The organism is Catenuloplanes japonicus (assembly GCF_000717135.1).
GTDB lineage: Bacteria > Actinomycetota > Actinomycetes > Mycobacteriales > Micromonosporaceae > Catenuloplanes > Catenuloplanes japonicus.
On sequence record NZ_JNXY01000005.1, the window covers coordinates 34,679 to 53,212 of the forward strand.

Below are 18,534 nucleotides of genomic sequence, written 5' to 3' on the forward strand. Positions count from 1 at the left end.
TGCGGTGACACTCCGGGACAAAGCCACCGAGCCTTTCCTAAACCGTGTGTCGCAGGTTCGAATCCTGCCGGGGGCACGAGCTTTGGGTGCCCCATGTCCGCTGGAGAGCGCGGACCTGGGGCGCTCGTCGTATTCTCCGGGGCCGAGCCCCGGAAACCCCACGGTGCGAGAGTCGGCTGCGTGGTTTGCTGCCGGTACCCCAACAGCAAGACCGCACGGTGCGAGGGGTGGCTGCGTGGTTTGCTGCCGGTACCCCAACAGCAAGACCGCACGGTGCGAGGGGTGGCTGCGTGGTCGGCCGCCGGTACCCCAACAGCAAGACCGCACGGTGCGAGGGGTGGCTGCGTGGTCGGCCGCCGGCGCCCAGACCCACCGGCCCAGAAATCCCACCGGCCCAGAAATCGAGGACCGGCCCGGAACCGTGGGGATTGGGGGATCGGCTAACGTCCCCGTGCTGTGCGTGGGGGAACGGGAGTCCTGATGAGAGCGAAGACTGCTGCTTTTGTGCCGTTTGGTACTGGGGTTGTGGTGATGCTGGGGGTGGCGGGGGTCTCGCTGACCAGTGTGCCGTTGGACTGGGATGAAGGGGCGACGCTGTCGGCGGCCACCCGGTCGCTGGGGGAGCTGTTCACGCTCGCGCAGCACAAGGATGCGGTGATCACGCCGTACTACCTGGTGTTGTTCGTGTTGACCAGGGTGTTCGGGGAATCGGATGTGGTGCTGCGACTGCCGTCGCTGCTGGCGATGGCGGTCGGGGCGGGGGTGACGGCGGAGCTGGCGCGGCGGGTGGCGGGGCAGGCCGCGGGGATCACGGCGGGCGTGGTGTGCGCGATCGTGCCGAGCGTGGTGTTGCTGGCGACGACGGCGCGGCCGTACGGGCTGGCGTTCTGCTTCGCGTCGTTGTCGTCGTTGCTGTTGTTCATCGCGGTGCGGAACCCGGGGTGGTGGCGGTGGGCGGCGTACGGGCTGGCCGTGGCGCTGACCGGCGTTTTTCATCTGGTGACGCTGTCGATCCTGGCGGCGCACGTGGTGATCCTGGTGCTGGCGTTCGTGAAGGACCGGGACCGGCGGCTCTTCCGGTCGGTGCCGATGGTGGGGGTGGCGCTGCTGGGGCTGCTGCCGCTGGTCTGGCTGGGGCGCGGGCAGCACCAGTCGCAGCTGCACTGGGTGGCCACGCCGACCTGGGAGACGCTCGTCACGCTGCCGGGCGACATCGCGGCCAGCCCGGCGCTGGGATATCTGCTGATGGGCCTGGCCGTGGCGGCGTACGCGGCGCTGCCCGCCCGGCGGTACGTCGAGCTGGTGCTGCTGCTGGTGGTGCCGGTGGCGGTGATCCTGACGGTGTCGCTGATCGCGCCGGTGTGGGTGCCGCGGTACGGCGTCTTCCTGTTCTCCCCGCTGGCCGTGCTCGCGGCCGCGACCATCACCTCGGAGCACGTACGCGCGGTGGCGGTGCCGCGCCTGGCCCGGATCGTGGTGCTGGTGGCGGCGCTGGCGTTCCTGGCGCTGCCGGCGCAGTTCGACGTGCGGGAGACGCACAAGGCGCCGGACACCCGGGCGATGGCCGAGGCCATCCATGAGCAGGCGCGGCCCGGTGACGTGCTCGTCTACACGGACTACGCGTGGACGATGCGGCCGACGCTGACGCACTACCTGGGCGAGCTGGAGTGGACGGAGGAGCGGCCGCAGCCGCGGGACGCGCTGATGAAGCTGACCGCGGGGCAGAACGGCACGCTGGAGGTGCTGGAGGTCAACGACGTCGAGGGCTGGCTGTCGAAGGCGGAGCGGATCTGGCTGATCGGGCCGGCCGGCGGCGTCTACGGCGCGCCGGTGGATCCGCTGGCCCCGGAGGCGCAGAAGATCTGGAAGATCAAGTACATCGCGGGCAAGTACCGGGTCGAGGACTCGTTCACGTTCTCGACCGGGCGGGCGGCGCTGCTGGTCCGGAAGGACGCGGTGCAGCCGGCCTGACCGGTGTGCGGGCTCGGCCGGGGGTCCGGCCGAGCCCTCGGTGTCAGAGCGTCAGTTTCCAGCTGTCGATGTAGCCGGGGTCGCTGCCCCAGGACAGATCTTCGGCCATGAGCTTCCATTCGCCGTCGGCCTGCTTGCCGGACAGGTTCACGACGTACGTGCGGAAGATGTCGGGCTTGTAGTAGGCGTGCATCAGCTGGAGCGTGATGCGCTGCCCGTCGGGGGCGATGAGGTGGACGCCGAGGTCGCGTTCGTTCGGGTGGACGATGCGGACCTCGACGTAGGCGGCGGCCGACGCGGCCCGGCCACAGCCGGTGACCAGCAGCGGGCTCTCGTTGGACGTCATGTCCTCGAACGGGAAGTCGCCGGTGGCGACGCCGCCGCAGGCCGGGACCGGAAGATCCTGACCGGCGAGGTTGAGCGTCCAGGAGTCGAAGTTGCCGGTGCCGCCGGGCGCGTTGTCGTGGACCCTGAGCTTCCAGACGCCGTCCGCGGGCTCGGCGGACAGGTCGTGGGTGAACGTGTAGTCGATGTCGTCGGTGTCGTCGCCGGTGCGGTTGAGCAGGTTGTAGCGGGTGCCGCTCGGCGCGACCAGGTCCACTTCGAGGTCGTCGATGTAGGTGTGGTCGACGTGCACCTCGACGGTGCTGTTCACGGCGCCGGTGCCGCCGCAGCCGGTGATGGTCACCGGCAGCTCGACCGGGTTGGAGCCGCTCAGCGAGGTGTCCGCGTCGTTGCCGCCGACACAGCCGGACGCCGCGGTCACGGTGAGCGTGAACCGCACCGGACGGGTCGCACTGGTGCCGACGCCGACGACCAGCACACGGTACGTCCCGGGCGCGGTCGCCGCGGTCGTGGAGACGGTGAGCGTCGAGGAGCCGAACGAGGCGGTCGCGCCCGTCGGCAGTCCACCGGCGCTCAGCGTGACCTGCTGGGGCGTGCCCTGCACCGCGATCGCGGTGGAGACCGAGGAGCCGGCCGTGACGGTGGCGGCCGCGGGCGTGGCGGTCAGCGAGAAGTCGTCGGCGGGCCGGGACCCGTCGATGTAGAGCAGCCGGTTCGGTGAGCCGGCGCCGGCGTCCGTGATCACGTCGGGGGTGGCGTCCGCGACCAGTTCCGCGGCGACCTGCGCGGGCGTCCAGGTGGGGTGGTCGGCCAGGATCAGCGCGGCCGCGCCGGTGACGTGCGGCGCGGACATCGAGGTGCCGCTCCAGCTGCGGCTGGCGGTGTCGCCGCCGATGTTCGCGGAGACGATGTCGACGCCGGGGGCGAACAGGTCGACGCACGGGCCGATGTTGGAGAACGACGGGCGCGTGTCGTCCGGTCCGACCGCGCCCACGGTGATCACCTCGGGCACGGCGGCGGGCGTGTTGTTGCAGGCGTTCGTGCCGTCGTGGTTGCCGGCCGAGACCACGAAGGTGATGCCGTCCGCGATCGACCGCCGGACCGCGTCCTCCTCCGGCGTGTACCGGCTGGTGCCGTTGATGCTCATGTTGGCGACCGCGGGCGCGCCTGGCCGGTGGTCCGCGGTGATCCAGTCGATGCCTGCCATGACGGTGGCGACCGAGCCGCTGCCCTCGCAGTTCAGCACGCGTACCGGGACGATCTCCACGTTCTTGGCGACGCCGTAGGTGGTGCCGCCGACCGTGCCGGCGACGTGCGTGCCGTGCCCGCGGCAGTCCTCGGGGTCACCGCCGTCGACGAAGTCCTGACCGGGCCGGATCCGGCCGGCGAAGTCCGTGTGGGCGAGGTTGATGCCGCCGTCGATGATGTACGCGGTCACGACCGGCGCGCCGTCCGGGTAGGTGTAGCTGTCGTCGACCGGGCGGGCGCGCTGGTCGATGCGGTCCAGGCCCCAGGAGGGCGTGGGTGACTGCACGTCGGAGGCGGTCACGGTGTGGTTCTGTGTCACGGAGGCGACCGCCGGGTCCGCGGCCAGCCGCCGGGCCGCACGCGCGGTGAGGTGTGCCTCGAAGCCCGTGACCGCATGCTGGTACGTGCGGACGACTCCCCCGCTCTGCCGCGCGGCCAGCGACCGGGCCGTGGCGGGGACGGCATCCACGGCCACGTCCTTGAGCACCACGATGTACGAGTCCTCGATCGCGGTCGGGCCGCCGGCGGCCAGCACGGTGCCCTCGTCGGCGACGGGTGCGGCCGAGGCGGGCGCGGCGAGCCCGAGGCCCAGGAGCGTCACCGCGGCTATTGCCGTGGCTCTGCGATTTCCTACCGATATCAAGGCGTTCCTCCCGATGTAGGCAACGCCGTCATGCTAGGAAGAAACCGTCAATATAGGCAGTGATGGATTTTACAGGCTTCTCTGGGAACCAAACGCCCGCATCCGGACCGACCGCCGCCTATGCTGCCGATCGTGGTGATCCGGATCCACCTGGACGAGCACACGCTGGAGCGGACCCGGCTCGCGATCAGCCCGCTCCGTGAGGTGATCAGCGGCGTCGAACTGGTGCACCGCACCCGGCAGGGACGCGATGCGGGCTGGCCGTACGCGGAGTGGGCCGCGCACGCCGCCTCGGTGCTGCGCACGGATCCCGGGACCGGTCCGTTGCGCGTCTATGCGCAGCTGTACGGCGTGGACCACGGCCGCCCGACGCCGGACGCGTTCCAGCCCGCGCCGCCGTCGTCCCGTCCCTCGCTCGCGGACGAGCTGGCCGTCCTACGCGCCACGCCGCCCGAGATCATCGCGGCCCAGTGCGCCAAGCACTACCCGGAGGGCGCGCCGGACTTCCTGCTGCCCTACCTGACGGACGGTGCACGGGCGTTCGGGCTGCTGGCGGACGCGGTGGAGGTGTTCTGGGAGCGTGCGGTCGCGCCGCACTGGCCGGCGATGCGCGCGGTACTGGAGGAGGAGATCGTGCTGCGGGCACGCGTGCTCGCGGAGCAGGGCCCGGAGGCCGTGCTCGGCAGCCTGAGCGGGCCGGCGAGCTGGGACGCGCCGGTGCTGTCCCTGCCCAAGCGCCGGGAGTCCGCGCTGACCGGCGGCGACCGGCGGCTGCTGCTGGTCCCGGTGGTGCTGGCGCAGGGCCGGCCGTCGGTGAGCACGGACGACCCGGTCACGCTCATGGTTACCTATCAGGCGCGCGGGGCCGCGGTGCTCTCCCGCAGGGCGGCGCCGCACCGGGAGCGGGACCGGCTGGCGCTGCTGATCGGCGCGGGCCGGGCCGCGGTCCTGCGCGCGCTGACCACGCCGGCCACCACCAGCGGGCTGGCCGCGGTGCTGGGACGCGCGCCCAGCACGATCTCCGAGCAGCTCACCGGCCTGCAGGAGGCCGGGCTGGTGTCCCGGTCCCGCGCCGACCGGCAGGTGTTCTACCGCCTGGAGCCCCTCGGAGCGTCGCTGCTCGCGCTGATGGACCAGGATTCGGTTCCGGCCGAAGCGTTGGAAGAGCCGGGCCGGCACGCCTAACGTCCGGGTCCATGTTGCACGACATGGTCCGCCGTCATGCCCGTACCGTGGCGCTCTGCTGCACCGGCTCCGGCATCCACCAGATCTGTGAGGCGCTGGTCCCGCTGGCGATCGGCCTGACCGTCGATCACGCGGTCGACGGCGGCCCGCCGGACGCGATCCTGCTGGCCGTGGCCACGATCCTGCTGCTCTTCGTGGTGCTGGGCGCGGCGGCCGGGATGGCCTACTACCGGCTCAACGGCGCGGTGCTGGCCGAGGCGCACCGGCTGCGCGTGCGGACGACCGCGGCGCTGCTGGCCGATCCGGCGCTCGGCGCGGACCGCCGGACCGGTGGCCTGGTCAGCGTGCTGACCGTGGACGCCACGGCCACGGCCGAGTTCCTGCGCGGGCTGGTGGGCATCGTGTCCGGCGTCGCGGGCCTGATCGTCACGGTCGCGGTGCTGCTGCGGGTGGATCCGCTGCTCGGGCTCGGCATCCTGCTGATGGTCCCGGCCATGACCTGGGTCGTGCGGCGGCTCGGCCCGTGGCTGGAACGCCGGGTGAGCGCGCGGCAGAAGACCGTGGGCCGGGCCGCCGCGCTCGCGGCTGAGTACGTCACGTCGCTGCGCACGCTGCGCGGTTTCGGCGGCGGGCCGGAGGCGTTGCGCCGCTACCGGGTCACGGTCGGCGAGTCCCGGGACGCGGCGCTGCGCAGCGCGACCGCGGTGTCCCTGGTCGAGGGCGCGGGCCTGCTCGCGTCCGCGATCGCGCTGCTGGGCACGGTCGCGGCGGCCGCGGCCATGGTGTCGTCCGGCAGGATCACGATCGGCGGGTTCGTCACCGCGGTCACCATGGTCTCATTCGTCGGCGACCCGGTGCAGCGGGTGGCACGCGGCCTCCAGCAGCTCTTCGCGGCCCGTGCGAGCGCGGACCGGATCACGGCGCTGCGCCCCGGCACAACACCGGATGAACCGATAAATACAGACGAGGCGGGACCGCCTACGCTGAGCGACGCCGCGATCGGCCCGGTCACCGGCATCGACCTCACGCTGCACGACGGCGAGCTGCTCGGCGTCGTCACGGCCGACCGCGCGCTCGCGGACGCCGCCGCCGACGTCTTCGCCGGCACGCGTGCCCCGGACCGCGGCGAGGTGACGTTCGGGCAGCTGACGCCCGGCCACCCCGCCCTGCGCCACCATGTCCTGGCCGCGCCGCACGCCGTCTCGCTCTTCGGCCGCACGCTCACCGAGGCGCTGGACACCGGCCGGGGAACCGACGGGCGCGCCGCGCTCGCCGCCGCCCAGGCCGCCGACCTCGCGGAGGATCTGCTGGACGCGAGCGCGAACCTCTCCGGCGGCCAGCGGCAGCGGGTGGCCCTGGCGCGGGCGCTCGCGGCCGTACCCCCGGTGCTCGTTCTTCGTGATCCGCTGACCGCGGTCGACGCCGTCACCGAGCAGGAGGCCGCGGCCGGCCTGGCCGCGTTCCGCCGGGAGAGCGGCGGCGCCACGGTGGTGGTGACCACGTCACCGGCGCTGCTGGCGCACTGCGACCGCGTGCTGTTCCTGCCCGAGGCCGGCCCGGCCGTGCTGTCCACCGCGGCCGTGCTCGGCGCCCACCCCGGTTACGCCGCGGCGGTGCTGCGATGAGCGCGCTGCCGGTCGCCACCGCGCGGCAGACGCTCGCCGGTCTGGCCCGTGCGGTCCGCGCCGAGCCCGTGGCCGCGTGGCGTGCGCTCGGCTGGACCCTGCTCGCCGCGCTCGGCACCGTGGCCACGCCGCTGCTGCTCGGCCGCCTGATCGACTCGTTCCGGCCGGCGCTGTTCGTGCTGGTCGCGGCCGCGGCGCTGGTCGGTGCCGCCGGCACGGCGATGGCGCGGCGCGCCACCGAGCAGCTCGGCGCGCGGGTCGCGGCGCGGCTGCGGGAGTCCGTGCTCGGCGCGACGCTCGGCCTGCCCGCGCCCGTGCTGGAGCGTGCGGGCAGCGGCGACGTCTCCTCCCGGGTCACCGAGGACGTGGAGAACTTCGCGACCGCGGTGCCGCTGATCACCCAGGTCTTCATCTCCGTGATCACGGTGGTGGTCGCGGCGCCCGGGTTCCTGACGCTGGACTGGCGGCTCACGCTCGCGTTCGCCTGTGTCTTCCCGATCTACGCGGTGAGCCTGCGCCTCTACCTCCCGCACGCGGCGAAGCTCTACGCGCGGGAACGTGGCCTGGCCGCGGAGCGCGGACGCATCCTGATCGAGTCGTTGCGCGGGCGCGAGACCGTCGCCGCGTTCGGCATGTCCGTGCTGCAGACCCGTCGCACCGAGGTCGCGTCCGAGGAGGCGCTGGCCGTCGGCGTGCGGGCGCTGCGCCTCTACGTGTGGTTCAGCAAGTCGATGAACGCGGCGGAGGCGGTCGGCCTGTCCGCGATCCTGCTCACCGGCTACTGGCTGGTGCACGCCGGCACGGTCACGGTCGGCGCCGCGACCGCGGCCGCGCTGCTCTTCCACCGGCTGTTCACGCCGCTCGGCACGCTGCTGCTGTCGTTCGACGAGGTGCAGCGGGCCGGGGCCGCGCTGGCCAGGACGATCGGCGTGCTGCTGGTGCCGGCCGCGCCGGCCGGGATCACCCGGCGGCCCGACGGCGGGGTCCGGGTCGAGGCGTCCGGCGTGCGGCACGCGTACACCCGCGAGGTCTTGAAAGGTCTTGATCTGGTCGTCGAGGCGGGGACGTCGCTCGCGCTGGTCGGGGCCAGTGGCGCGGGCAAGACCACGCTGGCCGGGATCGTGGCCGCGGTCTTCCCGCCCACCGCGGGCCTGGTCACGCTGACCGATCGGGCCGGTGGCGTGCGGGTCACCGACCTGGACGCGTCCGTGCTGCGCGACTGGGTCTGCCTGGTGTCGCAGGAGACGCACGCGTTCGCCGGGGAGATCCGCGACGACCTCCGGCTCGCCGCCCCGGGCGCGGACGACACCCGGCTCACCGCCGCGCTGGCCACCGTGGGCTGGACTCGCGGGCTCGGCGCGCTCGCGACGCTCACGCCCGCGGAGGCGCAGCAGCTCGCGCTGGCCAGGGTACTGCTCCGCGATCCGCCGGTGATCATCCTGGACGAGGCGACCGCGGAGGCGGGCAGCGCGGGCGCCCGGGAGCTCGACCGCGCCGCCGCGGCCGTCGTCCGGGGCCGCACCGCGATCGTGGTCGCGCACCGGCTGAGTCAGGCGCGCGCCTGCGACCGGATCGCCGTGGTCGACGACGGCCGGATCGCCGAGATCGGCACGCACGACGAGCTGATCGCGGCGGGCGGCGCGTATGCCCGGCTCTGGAAAGCCTGGGCCTAAATTCAGGAACATAATTCTTTTCCCGCTTCCGGCGTGGCCCGGCAGCGTTGCTCCCGCGGGCACCGGTCGGCCGCACAGGCAGAGCGTTCACCCCGATCAGGGGTGGGTGGCCGGGGCGGCAGCGGGCTTCCTGCCGGATTCGCTGTGGCGAAAGGAACAGTCCCGGCGTCGCATGAGTCGCGCACGTTTCGTGGACAAACAATCTTGGTCGCAGATTTGTCACAGTTGCCCGGTGGGCAACTCCGGAGCCCTCACAGCGGGCGGGTATTTCCACCGGTATTTTCCGGACATGTCCAGCCAAAATTGCTGGTTGCACGGCACTTCTGGCGACAAAACGACAGCTGTATGCCTGGTCGTCAATCAGTACGATCCTCGGCATGGAACGTCGGGGCGACCTAGTCACCGATGACTCGACCGAGGTCATCGCAGCCGTAACCGCAGATGGGCCGCCCAAGGGCGGCGCACACAAGCGGAAGCGGCGGTGGAAGCGCGTCCTGATCATCACGCTCGTCGCACTGCTGGTCATCGTCGGCGGCGCGACGGCCGCAACCGCGCTCTACGTGCGCTCGGTGGAGAAGAGCATCGACAAGGTCGACGCGTTCACCGAGGTGCCGGAGGAGTCACGGCCGGAGAAGGAGGCCGCCGCCGCCAACGCGCTGAACCTGCTGCTCCTCGGCAGCGACTCGCGCGACCCGGAGAACACGACCGGTTCCCGCAGCGACACGATCATCGTGGCGCACCTGCCGGCCGACCGGTCCGGCGCACAGCTGATCTCGATCCCGCGCGACACCTGGGTCCACGTGCCCCGGTCCGCGGACGGCAAGAACGGTGACGCGGACGCGAAGATCAACGCGGCGTACGCGTGGGGCGGCATCCCGCTCATGGTGCAGACCGTGGAGGATTTCACCCAGGTCCGCATCGACCACGTGGTGCTCATCGACTTCGGCGGTTTCCAGCAGATCGTGGACGCGCTCGGCGGCATCGACATCGACGTGGAGCAGGACTTCAAGTCGATCCACGAGCCGTTCCGCACGTTCACCAAGGGCACCGCGCACATGGACGGCGCCACCGCGCTGGACTACGCACGCCAGCGGTACCAGTTCGCGGACGGCGACTTCGCCCGCATCCGGCACCAGCAGCAGGTCATCAAGGCGATCCTGGACAAGGCCGCGTCCGGCGGCATGCTCTCCAGCCCGGCGAGCGTCAACGACTTCGTGAAGGCCACGGCCAGCTCGGTGTCGGTCGACAAGACACTGTCTATCGTGGACCTCGCGACGCAGATGCGGAACGTGCGCGGCGGCAACCTGACGTTCCTCACCACGCCGACCACCGGCACCGGGACGATCGGCGACCAGAGCGTGGTTCTCGCCGACGACGAGAAGGCGAAGGCACTGTACGAGGCGGTACGCAAGGACTCTGTTCCGGACATCCTCGCGTCCGCGAAGAAGTGAACACCGGCGGCCAGGAAGGCCGCGCCAACCGTTCCACGTCAACGGGGATGTAAATGACGATGGAGGCAACCTCGCGCTCCGAGCAGGACGCGATACCCGGCCCGCCGGCCGTTCCGGCGCAGAGATCACCTGTTTCAGACAACGCCTGGTTCCAGGACAAGCCGAAGCCGGAGATGCGGGCGAGCGCGTCCACGGACGTGCTGCCGTACCCGGTCTCCGTGACGTCCAAGCGCACGCGGCCGCTGCGCGCCTGGATGATCACCGCGCCGGCGGACGCGCTGGCGCTGCTCGCGCCGCTGGTCTGGACGATCCAGTACTGGAAGGGCACGCTGGCGATGGCGTGCCTGACCATCCTCATCTTCGCCGCCGGCGGGCTCTACCGGGCGCGCCGGCACATCAGCATCCTGGACGAGCTGCCCGCGCTGATCGGCCGCCTGCTGATCGCCATGGCCGTGGTGGCGATCGCGGCCACGCTGCGCCACGAGTCGGTGCCGTACGTGGCCGGTTTCATCCAGGCCGTCGCGATCTCCGCCGGTCTGGTGCTGGCGGGCAGGTTCGTGACCCGCTCGATCAACCTGTTCGCGCGCCAGCGCCGCTGGGTGGAGCACAACGCGGTGATCATCGGCTCCGGCCCGATCGCGGTCGAGCTGGCCCGCCTCGTGCGCCGCTACCCGCGGTACGGCCTGCGCTTCGCCGGCTACGTGGACGAGGCGCCCCGGCGCGGCGCGCCGCCGCTGCTCGGCACGCTCGACAACCTCTCCGCCGCGGTCAGCATGTCCGAGGCGGACGTGCTGATCCTCGCCGACCCGGATGCGCCGGAGCCGGCGCTGTGGGAGGTGCTGCGCCGCCCGGACACCCGCACGCTCGACCTGTGGGTGGTGCCGCGGCTGTGGGGTTCCCGCTCGCAGGGCGGGCTGACCGACCACATCGGCGCGATCCCGCTGGTGCAGCTGCGGCACGCCGCGTTCTCCGGCCCGCGCTGGTGGATCAAGCGGACCACGGACATCGTCTTCGCGGTGGCCTGCCTGGTGCTGGTCTCGCCGATCATGCTGCTGACCGCGTTCGCGGTGTGGGCGGAGAGCGGCTTCCGGCACGGCGTCTTCTTCCGGCAGGAGCGCGTGGGCCTGAACGGGCGACTCTTCGAGGTCTACAAGTTCCGCTCGATGCGCCCGGTGAACGAGAAGGAGTCGCAGACCCAGTGGTCGATCGCGAACGACAAGCGCGTCGGCCCGGTCGGCAGGTTCATCCGCCGGACCTCGCTGGACGAGCTGCCCCAGTTGTGGAACATCCTGCGCGGTGACATGACCGTGGTGGGACCGCGCCCGGAGCGCCCGCACTTCGTGGAGCAGTTCTCCGCGGAGCACCCGGAGTACGCGATGCGTCACCGGGTGCCGGTCGGCCTGACCGGGCTGGCGCAGGTCAGCGGCCTGCGCGGCGACACGCCGATCTCGGACCGCACGCGGTTCGACAACTACTACATCGAGAACTGGTCGCTCTGGCTCGACGTGAAGGTCGTCATCCGGACCTTCTCCGAGGTGCTACGAGGCGGGGGTCGCTGACGCGGACGGATCCACGTCCGGCCTGATCAGCGACAGCAACGCCGGGGTGTAGTCGTACAGGTACTGGTTCGGGTCCGCGCCCATCACGTCGTGGAGCGCGGTCCCGAGCACGTCCCGGAAGTCCACGGTCGCCTTGAGGTCGCCGGCGTCCAGGTCGGTGAGGCTGGGCTGCTCGCCGTAGAAGCCGCCGTTGACGCGCGGCCCGAGCACGAAGACCGGCCCGGCCGTGCCGTGGTCGGTGCCGTCCGAGGCGTTGGCCCGTACCCGCCGGCCGAACTCGCTGTAGACCAGCACGGTCGTGCGCCGGCCCGCCTCCGTGCCGGCCATCCGGGTGGCGAACTCGGTCAGCGCCTGGTCCAGCTCCGTGAGCAGCTGCTCGTGCCCGGCTATCTCCTCCGCGTGGGTGTCGAAGCCGCCCAGGCTGACCGAGTAGACCGTGGTGGGCACGCCGGCCTCGACGCACTGCGCCACCAGGCCGAGTTGCGCGGAGAGCGAGCTGGCGCCGCCGGTGCCGGTACCGGGCAGGTGCCCCTCGGTCCCGGCGGACGGCGTGGTGACCTTCTGCGCCTCGGCGACCAGCGAGTCCATCTTGATCAGGTCGCTGTACGAGGTGGCGACGCGGGCCTGCAGCGCGCTCTCGCCGTCCTGGTGCCGGCCGAACGCGGACACCATCTCCGTGGTGATGCCGTCCGGCAGTGCCAGGCCGCCGACGCTGATGCACGCGCCGGAGCGGGTCTCGCCGACCAGCAGCGGCGGTAGCACCGACTCGAAGCTGACCGCGGCCTCCACCGGCGCCTGCGTGGCGTCCAGCCAGCGGCCGACCCAGCCGGTCCGGATCGGGACCTTCGGCTGTGCGGTCTGCCAGATGTCCATCGAGCGGAAGTGGCTGCGGTCCGGCCGGGGGTAGCCGACGCCGCGCACGATCGCGAGCTGCTGCGTCTTCCACAGCCCGGCCAGGCCGCCCATCACCGGGTTGAGGCCGAGCTGTTCGTCGAGGTGCAGCACCTTCTCCTGCGGGTACGCAAGCTCGGGCCGGACCTTGTAGTACTCCGGGTCCGCGTACGGGATCAGCGTGTTCAGGCCGTCGTTGCCGCCGTAGAGCGTGACGATGACCAGCTTCGGCTTCTTCCGGTTCTCCTCCACCTGGCTCGGGTCGGCGCTGCGGAGCAGCTCGTAGAGGCTCAGCCCGGCCGCACCGGCGGCGATGGCGGCGGCTCCGGTCACACCGGAGGCGATCAGGAAACGGCGTCGGGTCAGGTTCTCCATCACGTCACCACGTACTCGGGGCTGATCAATCCGAGGATCAACAGCCGGTTTGGGTCGGTGACGCCGCGCAGCCCCGCGTACGTCCGGTCGCTCCAGGTGTCGACCGCGAGCAGGTCTGCCAGCGACTCCGGGTCGAGCGAAGGGATCTGCACGGTGCTCACCAGGCGGTTGGCCAGCGCCAGCCGGACCTGCGCGGTGCCGGGCGTGAGCCAGTTGCCGCCGGCCGGCCAGCCACCGACGCTCGGCGGCGCCAGCGGCACCTGACCGAGCCGTTCCAGGCTGAGCAGCACCTTGCGCAGCGTGTCCTCGTCCCAGCTGCCGGGGCGGACGCCGAGCTGCCGGGCCGCGCCGATCAGCCACTCGACCGGCTGCTTGACCTGCTGGCCCTCGGTGCCGAGGAACGCCTCGTCGCGCAGGAGCACGCCGAGCATCTTGAACGGGTCGGGGAACTGCGCGGCCATCGCCTCGCGGGTGGAGTCCGGGATCGGCGTCTCCGAGGACGCGTACCGGTACCAGAGCCGGGTCGCGATGAACCGCGGGCACTCGGGCCGCTCGAGCAGGTAGTCGACGAGCTTGTCCGCGTCGAAGACCGCGGTCCGGCCGAGGATGGACTTGGTGCCGTCGTCGTACGACTGCGGCGCCACGTAGGCCGTCCCGGCGTTGTAGTCGATCCGCCAGCCGGTCAGCGCGCGACCGGCCTCCTTGACGTCTTCCTCGCTGTACTTCCCGATGCCGAGCAGGAACAGCTCCATCAGCTCGCGGGCGAGGTTCTCGTTCGCGGACTGGCGGTTGTTGAGCTGGTTGTCCAGCCAGTAGATCAGCGCCGGGTCGCGGACCATCCGGTGCGCCATGTCCCGCACGTCGTGGCCGGAGGCACGCAGCGTCCGCAGCTGGATCTGCATCAGCGACGGCCGGATCACCTTGCGGATCGAGGTGGCCCAGTGGCCGTGCCAGAAGAAGACCAGCTTCTCGATGCCCTGATGGTTCGCGGCCGTCATCCGGTCCATCCACCAGCGCGTCAGCTCGAGCGTCTGCATCTCGCGCGCCTGGGCCGCGATGGCGGCCTGGTCCAGGCTCGGATTCACCAGGCCGGTGAACGGATCCGCGCCCAGGTTGGGTCCGGGCGTCTGCGCCGCGCCCTGATCCTCACCGACCGGCGCGGTCAGCGAGGCCACCGTCGCCTCTAAGCCGGCCTGCCGCGCCGCCGCCAGTTCGGTGGCGGTCGGGCCGAAACCGGCGCGCCGCATCACCAGCGCCACCCCGTCGGACATCACGCAAATGTATGCGACAACGACAGCGGACGGTAAGCAGGGCAAGCGATGATCACAGCCCCATCCCCTCGTAAGCGGCCGCGAGCTGCCGTTTCACCGCTTCCGTGCCGTGTTCGGCGACGGCCCATTCCCGGCCCGCGGCGGACATCGCCTCGGCCGAGCGGGGGTCGGTGAGCAGGTCACGCAGCGCGGCCACCCACTGCTGCGGCTCGTCCGCCACGCGCACGTGCACGTGGTCCCGGACACCCGCGCGCTCGGCGACCGTGGAGCTTGTGACCGTGGGCACACCGGCGGCCAGCGACTGGATCAGCTTCAGCTGGATGCCGGTCCCGCGGAAGATCGGCGCGATCGCCACGGTGGCCTCCGCGTAGTACGGCGTGACCTCCGGCACGTTCGCGTGCAGCTCGATGCCGTCGCCGGCCATCGCGCGCACGACCGGCGGCGGGTCCGCGCCGACCACGCGCAGCGTCACGCCCGGTACCGCGGCCTTGAGCGCGGCCCAGCAGTTGTCGACGAACCAGCGCAGACCGACCACGTTCGCCTCGTAGCTGAGCCGGCCGACGAACAGCACGACCGGCGCGGTGACCCTGCCTGGCCGGCGGAGCGGGAAGTCGCAGGGGCTGCGCACCACCGCGGTGCCCGGCGTCGGTGGGCCCGGTACCTCCGGGCCGGACAGAATGATCCGCACGCCGGCCCTCACCATCTGCTGCTCGCGCGCGGCCATCCGCGGGCCCTCGATGCGGCCGAGCACGCGCCACGCCGGGTTCGCGCCGGATCGGGCGAGCTGGTGGTAGTACTCGCTGCGGAACTCGTCCAGGTCGATGATGACCGGGATCGGCGCGGCGGCCTCGACCAGGTGCGCGGAGCGGAACACGTTGAGGTGCACCACATCCGGCTTCCACGACTCGATCTCCCGTTGCAGCGCGGGGATCAGCGCGGACGGGTTCGCATAACCGGTCTGCAGCGACTCGCCCGCGACCAGCGCGCCGAGGCTGCGGACCATCGAGCCGGAGGCCGGGTTCGCCACCAGGACCGGGTCGGCGACCGGCAGTTGTGCCGCCAGCGCGCGCTCCGCGTCGTTCTTGACCAGGCCGAGGAACCGGACCTCGTGCTCCTCCGCCAGCATGCGCAGCAGGATCAGGCTGCGCGGCCGCTCGGCCGAGGGTATCCAGGGCGCGACGAACAGGATTCTCACAGCGGCAGCCTCCGCAGCGCCTGGGCGGCCACGCGCTGCGCACGCCCGCCGTGCCGGTTGAAGTACTCGGTCATGCCGTCGCGGTAGAGCCGCCGCTTGCCGACCGTGGCCGTGCTGGTGCTCTCCCGGTGCTGCGCCACGCTGGTGCCGACCGAGGCGACGCCCCAGCCGGCCTCGCGCAGCCGCACGCAGAGGTCGACGTCCTCGAAGTAGAGGAAGTATCCGGTGTCGAAACCGCCGATCGCGTGAAAAGCCTCGGCCCGGACGAGCATGCAGAAACCGGAAACCCAATCCACCTCGCGGGTACGCGGTGCGGGCTCCACGTCCAGGTAGGACAGCATCGGGATCAGCTTGCGCAGCGTGGCCGACGCGGCCATCCTCTTCTTCGCGCCGGACGGCACCAGCTCGTCCACCCGCAGCGCGGCCAGCCACTCCTTGGCCATGCTCGGCACCGAGCCGGACGAGACGCCGAACGTGCCGTCCGGGTACCGCATCAGCGGCGCCACCACGCCCAGCTTCGGGTCCGCCTCCAGCGCGGCCGCCAGCTGCGCGAAGTCCTCCGGCGAGATGTGCGCGTCCGGGTTGAACAGCAGGTACGCGTCCGAGTCCGGGAACGCGGCCACCGCGTCGTTGTTCGCCGCGCCGAACCCGTCGTTCCCCCGGCTCAGCACGTGCGGCGTAAACGCGCGCGCCACCTCCGCGCTGTCGTCCGGCGAGGCGTTGTCCGCGACCACGATCCGTTCCAGCGGCAGCGCGCTCAGCCCGCCCAGGCTCTCCGGCAGGTCGGCGGCGGAGTTGTACGCCACCACCACCGTGGTGATCTTCATCGGGCACCCGCCATCGCGTAGGCCTCCAGGTACGAATCGACCGTGTCCGACCAGCGGAAGCGCGTGCCGATGTGCTGCCGGGCCAGCGCGCCCCGCTTCGCCGCCGCGGCCGGGTCCGCCAGCACGGCACGGACCGCGTCCGCCAGCTCCTCCGCGCTGTCCCCGACGTAGACCATCGAGTCGTCCGCGCCGGCCGACTCCGCCGGGCCCGGTGAGGTGATCACCGGAGCGCCGAGCGACATCGCGTGCAGCACCTTCAGCAGCACGCCGCCGCCGATGATCGACGGAGCCAGGATCGCGTGCGCTGCCCGCATCTCGTCGCGCAGGTCCGGCACCGCGCCGGTGACCACGATCCGCTCGTCCGCCGCGGCCAGCGCGCTCAGCCGGGGTCCGGGCCGGGCGCCGGCCAGGCGCAGGCGCGCGTCCGGATGGCTGCGCCACACCAGCGGCAGCACGTTCTCCGCGAGGTGCAGCGCGACCAGCTCGTTCGCCCGCCGCCACAGCGCGCCGGTGAAGACCAGCGTCGGCGGTCCCTCGGCCGGGCTCGTCCAGGGCACGTCCGGCAGGTCGACGCCGATGCGGGCCAGCACCACGTTCGGGTTGAGCGCGCCCGCGGCCGCCCGGTCCGCCTCGGACAGCGTGATCACCGCGCCGGCCCGGCGGATCGCGTCCCGCTCGAAGCGACGGGTCCGCACCAGCTCCGCGAGGCGGTAGGCGCGGGCCGGGCCGTGCGAGACCCGGTACGACTCCGCCGCCACCGCCTCGGTGATGTCGTGCAGCCCGAGCACGGTGTGCCGCGCGTGCGCCAGCGCCTCCGCACCCTGCAGGTACTCCACGTGCACCACGTCCGGCTTGACCCGGGCGATCGCGGCCGCGGCCAGCTCCGCGGTGCGGCGCGACCAGGCCTGCCGTAGCCAGGCGGGCCGGACCCCGAACCGGTGCGAGAGGCCGGGCGCAGCCTGCTCCCCGGCGCCGAGCAGCGCGTAACCGTCCGCCGCACGGTCCTCCGAGACCTGCGGCGAGAAGACGAACAGCTCGGTGCGCTCGGCCAGCAGCGGCACCAGCCGGACCAGCGTGTCCGCGGCCGCGTGGTCATGCGCACGGTCCGGGGCGAACGGGGTGAGCAGCAGCGTGCGGGTCATGCCAGGCCCTTCACCACGGAGGCGACGAAGTCGCGGGCGATCCCGCCCTGCGCGGCGACCCGGCCGGCCGCGGCGCGGAACTCCTCCGGTGACGCGGCCGCCCGCAGCGCGGCGCGGTGCAGCGTGTCCGCGTCCGCGTCCGGCAGCAGCACGAACTCGGCCAGGCCGAGGTCGGTGAACGCGTCCAGCACCTTGCGCTCGTAGGCGATCGCGACCGTGGGCACGCCGAGCGTGACCGCGAGCAGCACCGCGTGCAGCCGTGCGCCGATCACCAGCCGGTGCCCGGCCAGCCGCGTCATCCACTCGTCCAGGACGACGCCGAACCGGTTGTCCTCGCTGAACGGCGCGGCCAGCGGGTTCGCCACCAGGTCCAGCTCGTCGCGGAACGCGGCGTCGTAGATGGTGGCGTCGTCCTCGCCCTGGGTGTCGCGGCCGTACGCCATCGGCAGGAACGCGCCGGTCCAGCCGTCCGCCGTGAACCGGCGCACGGTCTCGGTCAGCGCGGCCAGCACCGCGGCCTCCATCTCGGGCGCGAGCGGGCGCATCGAGACCGCGAGCCGGTTCTTGTCCGGCGCGGGCACGGTGGGCAGCGGCAGCGCGTACGCCATGTCGCCGATCGCCCGCGCCGATTTGCCGAAGTGGTCCGCGCTGCGCTGGTCCCGCACGCCCACGGCCCGGCAGGCCGCGCCGATCCCGCGCAGCACCGCGCGCCCGGCCGGCGTCGCGCCCTCGCGGACGCCCGCGCCGGTGATCGCGACCGGCGTGCCCGCGGTCCGGGCCATCGCCACGATCCGCGCGAACATCGGCAGCGTGCCCGGCCAGGGCAGGTTCGGCGAGCGCTCCTGGAACACCGTGCCGGGGCCGAGCAGCAGCAGGTCACAGTCGCGCAGCGCGCGCTGGACCGCCACGTTGCGCCCGGCGGAGCCGGCGGCCCGCAGCGTCGGCATGTGAATCGCGTCCACGCCGTGCAGCTCCGCGACCCGCTCCGGCACCGGGCAGAGCACCACGAACGACGCGGCCGGGTCGGCGGCGCGCACGTTCGTCATCAGGCTGTGCAGCAGCAGCTCGTCGCCGAGGTTGTCCGAGCCGAACCAGCCGGCGATACCTATTCTCACCAAAGTCCCCCGTGACAT

At 72.3% G+C, this 18,534-nt stretch carries 13 protein-coding genes; 6 read left to right on the forward strand and 7 right to left on the reverse strand.

Features of this window, described 5'->3' with window-relative positions; all coding sequences use genetic code 11:
• The first annotated feature begins 531 nt into the window (after window positions 1–531).
• Window positions 532–1,971: a glycosyltransferase family 39 protein gene (locus tag OP04_RS09260; RefSeq protein ID WP_198153779.1), complete on the forward strand. Its 1,440-nt coding sequence runs from the start codon at window positions 532–534 to the stop codon at window positions 1,969–1,971.
• Window positions 1,972–2,014: 43 nt separating this feature from the next.
• Here the strand turns inward: OP04_RS09260 and OP04_RS09265 are convergent, their stop codons facing one another.
• Window positions 2,015–4,165: a S8 family serine peptidase gene (locus tag OP04_RS09265; protein ID WP_232323520.1), complete on the reverse strand. Its 2,151-nt coding sequence runs from the start codon at window positions 4,163–4,165 to the stop codon at window positions 2,015–2,017.
• A 174-nt stretch (window positions 4,166–4,339) separates the two neighbouring features.
• On the opposite strand from OP04_RS09265, the gene OP04_RS09270 reads away from it, so the two are divergent.
• From OP04_RS09270 to OP04_RS09290, 5 genes are all read left to right on the forward strand, one after another.
• Window positions 4,340–5,392 carry a helix-turn-helix domain-containing protein gene (locus OP04_RS09270; protein ID WP_157239583.1) on the forward strand — a complete coding sequence of 351 codons (1,053 nt, stop codon included), beginning with the start codon at window positions 4,340–4,342 and terminating at the stop codon, window positions 5,390–5,392.
• A gap of 11 nt (window positions 5,393–5,403) precedes the next feature.
• Window positions 5,404–7,017, forward strand: coding sequence for an ABC transporter transmembrane domain-containing protein (locus OP04_RS09275; RefSeq protein WP_033339161.1), 1,614 nt, complete (start codon window positions 5,404–5,406; stop codon window positions 7,015–7,017).
• A complete protein-coding gene (locus tag OP04_RS09280) occupies window positions 7,014–8,690 on the forward strand; it encodes an ABC transporter ATP-binding protein (RefSeq protein ID WP_033339162.1) in 1,677 nt (558 codons plus the stop codon). The genes OP04_RS09275 and OP04_RS09280 overlap by 4 nt, the downstream gene beginning before the upstream one ends.
• Window positions 8,691–9,067: 377 nt before the next feature.
• On the forward strand, window positions 9,068–10,141 hold the full coding sequence (locus tag OP04_RS09285) for an LCP family protein (RefSeq protein WP_085066332.1): 1,074 nt from the start codon (window positions 9,068–9,070) through the stop codon (window positions 10,139–10,141).
• Window positions 10,142–10,194: 53 nt separating this feature from the next.
• Entirely contained in the window at window positions 10,195–11,700 is a 1,506-nt protein-coding gene (locus OP04_RS09290) for a sugar transferase (RefSeq protein ID WP_232323521.1), read from the forward strand.
• Here OP04_RS09290 and OP04_RS09295 read toward each other — a convergent pair.
• The 6 genes from OP04_RS09295 to OP04_RS09320 are packed head-to-tail and all read right to left on the reverse strand — an operon-like array spanning window position 11,680 to window position 18,516.
• Window positions 11,680–12,966 carry a DUF1501 domain-containing protein gene (locus OP04_RS09295; RefSeq protein WP_051797334.1) on the reverse strand — a complete coding sequence of 429 codons (1,287 nt, stop codon included), beginning with the start codon at window positions 12,964–12,966 and terminating at the stop codon, window positions 11,680–11,682. The two genes, OP04_RS09290 and OP04_RS09295, sit on opposite strands and share 21 nt — an antisense overlap.
• Window positions 12,966–14,237, reverse strand: coding sequence for a DUF1800 domain-containing protein (locus tag OP04_RS09300; RefSeq protein WP_033339163.1), 1,272 nt, complete (start codon window positions 14,235–14,237; stop codon window positions 12,966–12,968). Before OP04_RS09300 ends, OP04_RS09295 begins: the two co-directional genes overlap by 1 nt.
• Window positions 14,238–14,289: 52 nt before the next feature.
• Window positions 14,290–15,432: a glycosyltransferase family 4 protein gene (locus tag OP04_RS09305; RefSeq protein ID WP_033339164.1), complete on the reverse strand. Its 1,143-nt coding sequence runs from the start codon at window positions 15,430–15,432 to the stop codon at window positions 14,290–14,292.
• Window positions 15,429–16,259, reverse strand: coding sequence for a glycosyltransferase family 2 protein (locus OP04_RS09310; RefSeq protein ID WP_051797335.1), 831 nt, complete (start codon window positions 16,257–16,259; stop codon window positions 15,429–15,431). The genes OP04_RS09305 and OP04_RS09310 overlap by 4 nt, the downstream gene beginning before the upstream one ends.
• A complete protein-coding gene (locus OP04_RS49425) occupies window positions 16,256–17,401 on the reverse strand; it encodes a glycosyltransferase (RefSeq protein ID WP_051797337.1) in 1,146 nt (381 codons plus the stop codon). Before OP04_RS49425 ends, OP04_RS09310 begins: the two co-directional genes overlap by 4 nt.
• The gene (locus OP04_RS09320; RefSeq protein WP_033339165.1) at window positions 17,398–18,516 is read right to left on the reverse strand and encodes a polysaccharide pyruvyl transferase family protein; all 1,119 of its coding nucleotides are present in this window, start codon (window positions 18,514–18,516) and stop codon (window positions 17,398–17,400) included. Before OP04_RS09320 ends, OP04_RS49425 begins: the two co-directional genes overlap by 4 nt.
• Between the last annotated feature and the right edge of the window lie 18 nt (window positions 18,517–18,534).

Excerpts from the sequence above, each read along its gene's own strand:
- OP04_RS09290 (WP_232323521.1), top strand. The coding sequence starts at position 10,195 with ATGACGATGGAGGCAACCTCGCGCTCCGAGCAGGACGCGATACCCGGC.
- OP04_RS09260 (WP_198153779.1), top strand. The coding sequence starts at position 532 with ATGCTGGGGGTGGCGGGGGTCTCGCTGACCAGTGTGCCGTTGGACTGG.
- OP04_RS09300 (WP_033339163.1), bottom strand. The coding sequence starts at position 14,237 with ATGTCCGACGGGGTGGCGCTGGTGATGCGGCGCGCCGGTTTCGGCCCG.
- OP04_RS09295 (WP_051797334.1), bottom strand. The coding sequence starts at position 12,966 with ATGGAGAACCTGACCCGACGCCGTTTCCTGATCGCCTCCGGTGTGACC.
- OP04_RS09275 (WP_033339161.1), top strand. The coding sequence starts at position 5,404 with ATGTTGCACGACATGGTCCGCCGTCATGCCCGTACCGTGGCGCTCTGC.
- OP04_RS09310 (WP_051797335.1), bottom strand. The coding sequence starts at position 16,259 with ATGAAGATCACCACGGTGGTGGTGGCGTACAACTCCGCCGCCGACCTG.
- OP04_RS09280 (WP_033339162.1), top strand. The coding sequence starts at position 7,014 with ATGAGCGCGCTGCCGGTCGCCACCGCGCGGCAGACGCTCGCCGGTCTG.
- OP04_RS49425 (WP_051797337.1), bottom strand. The coding sequence starts at position 17,401 with ATGACCCGCACGCTGCTGCTCACCCCGTTCGCCCCGGACCGTGCGCAT.
- OP04_RS09285 (WP_085066332.1), top strand. The coding sequence starts at position 9,068 with ATGGAACGTCGGGGCGACCTAGTCACCGATGACTCGACCGAGGTCATC.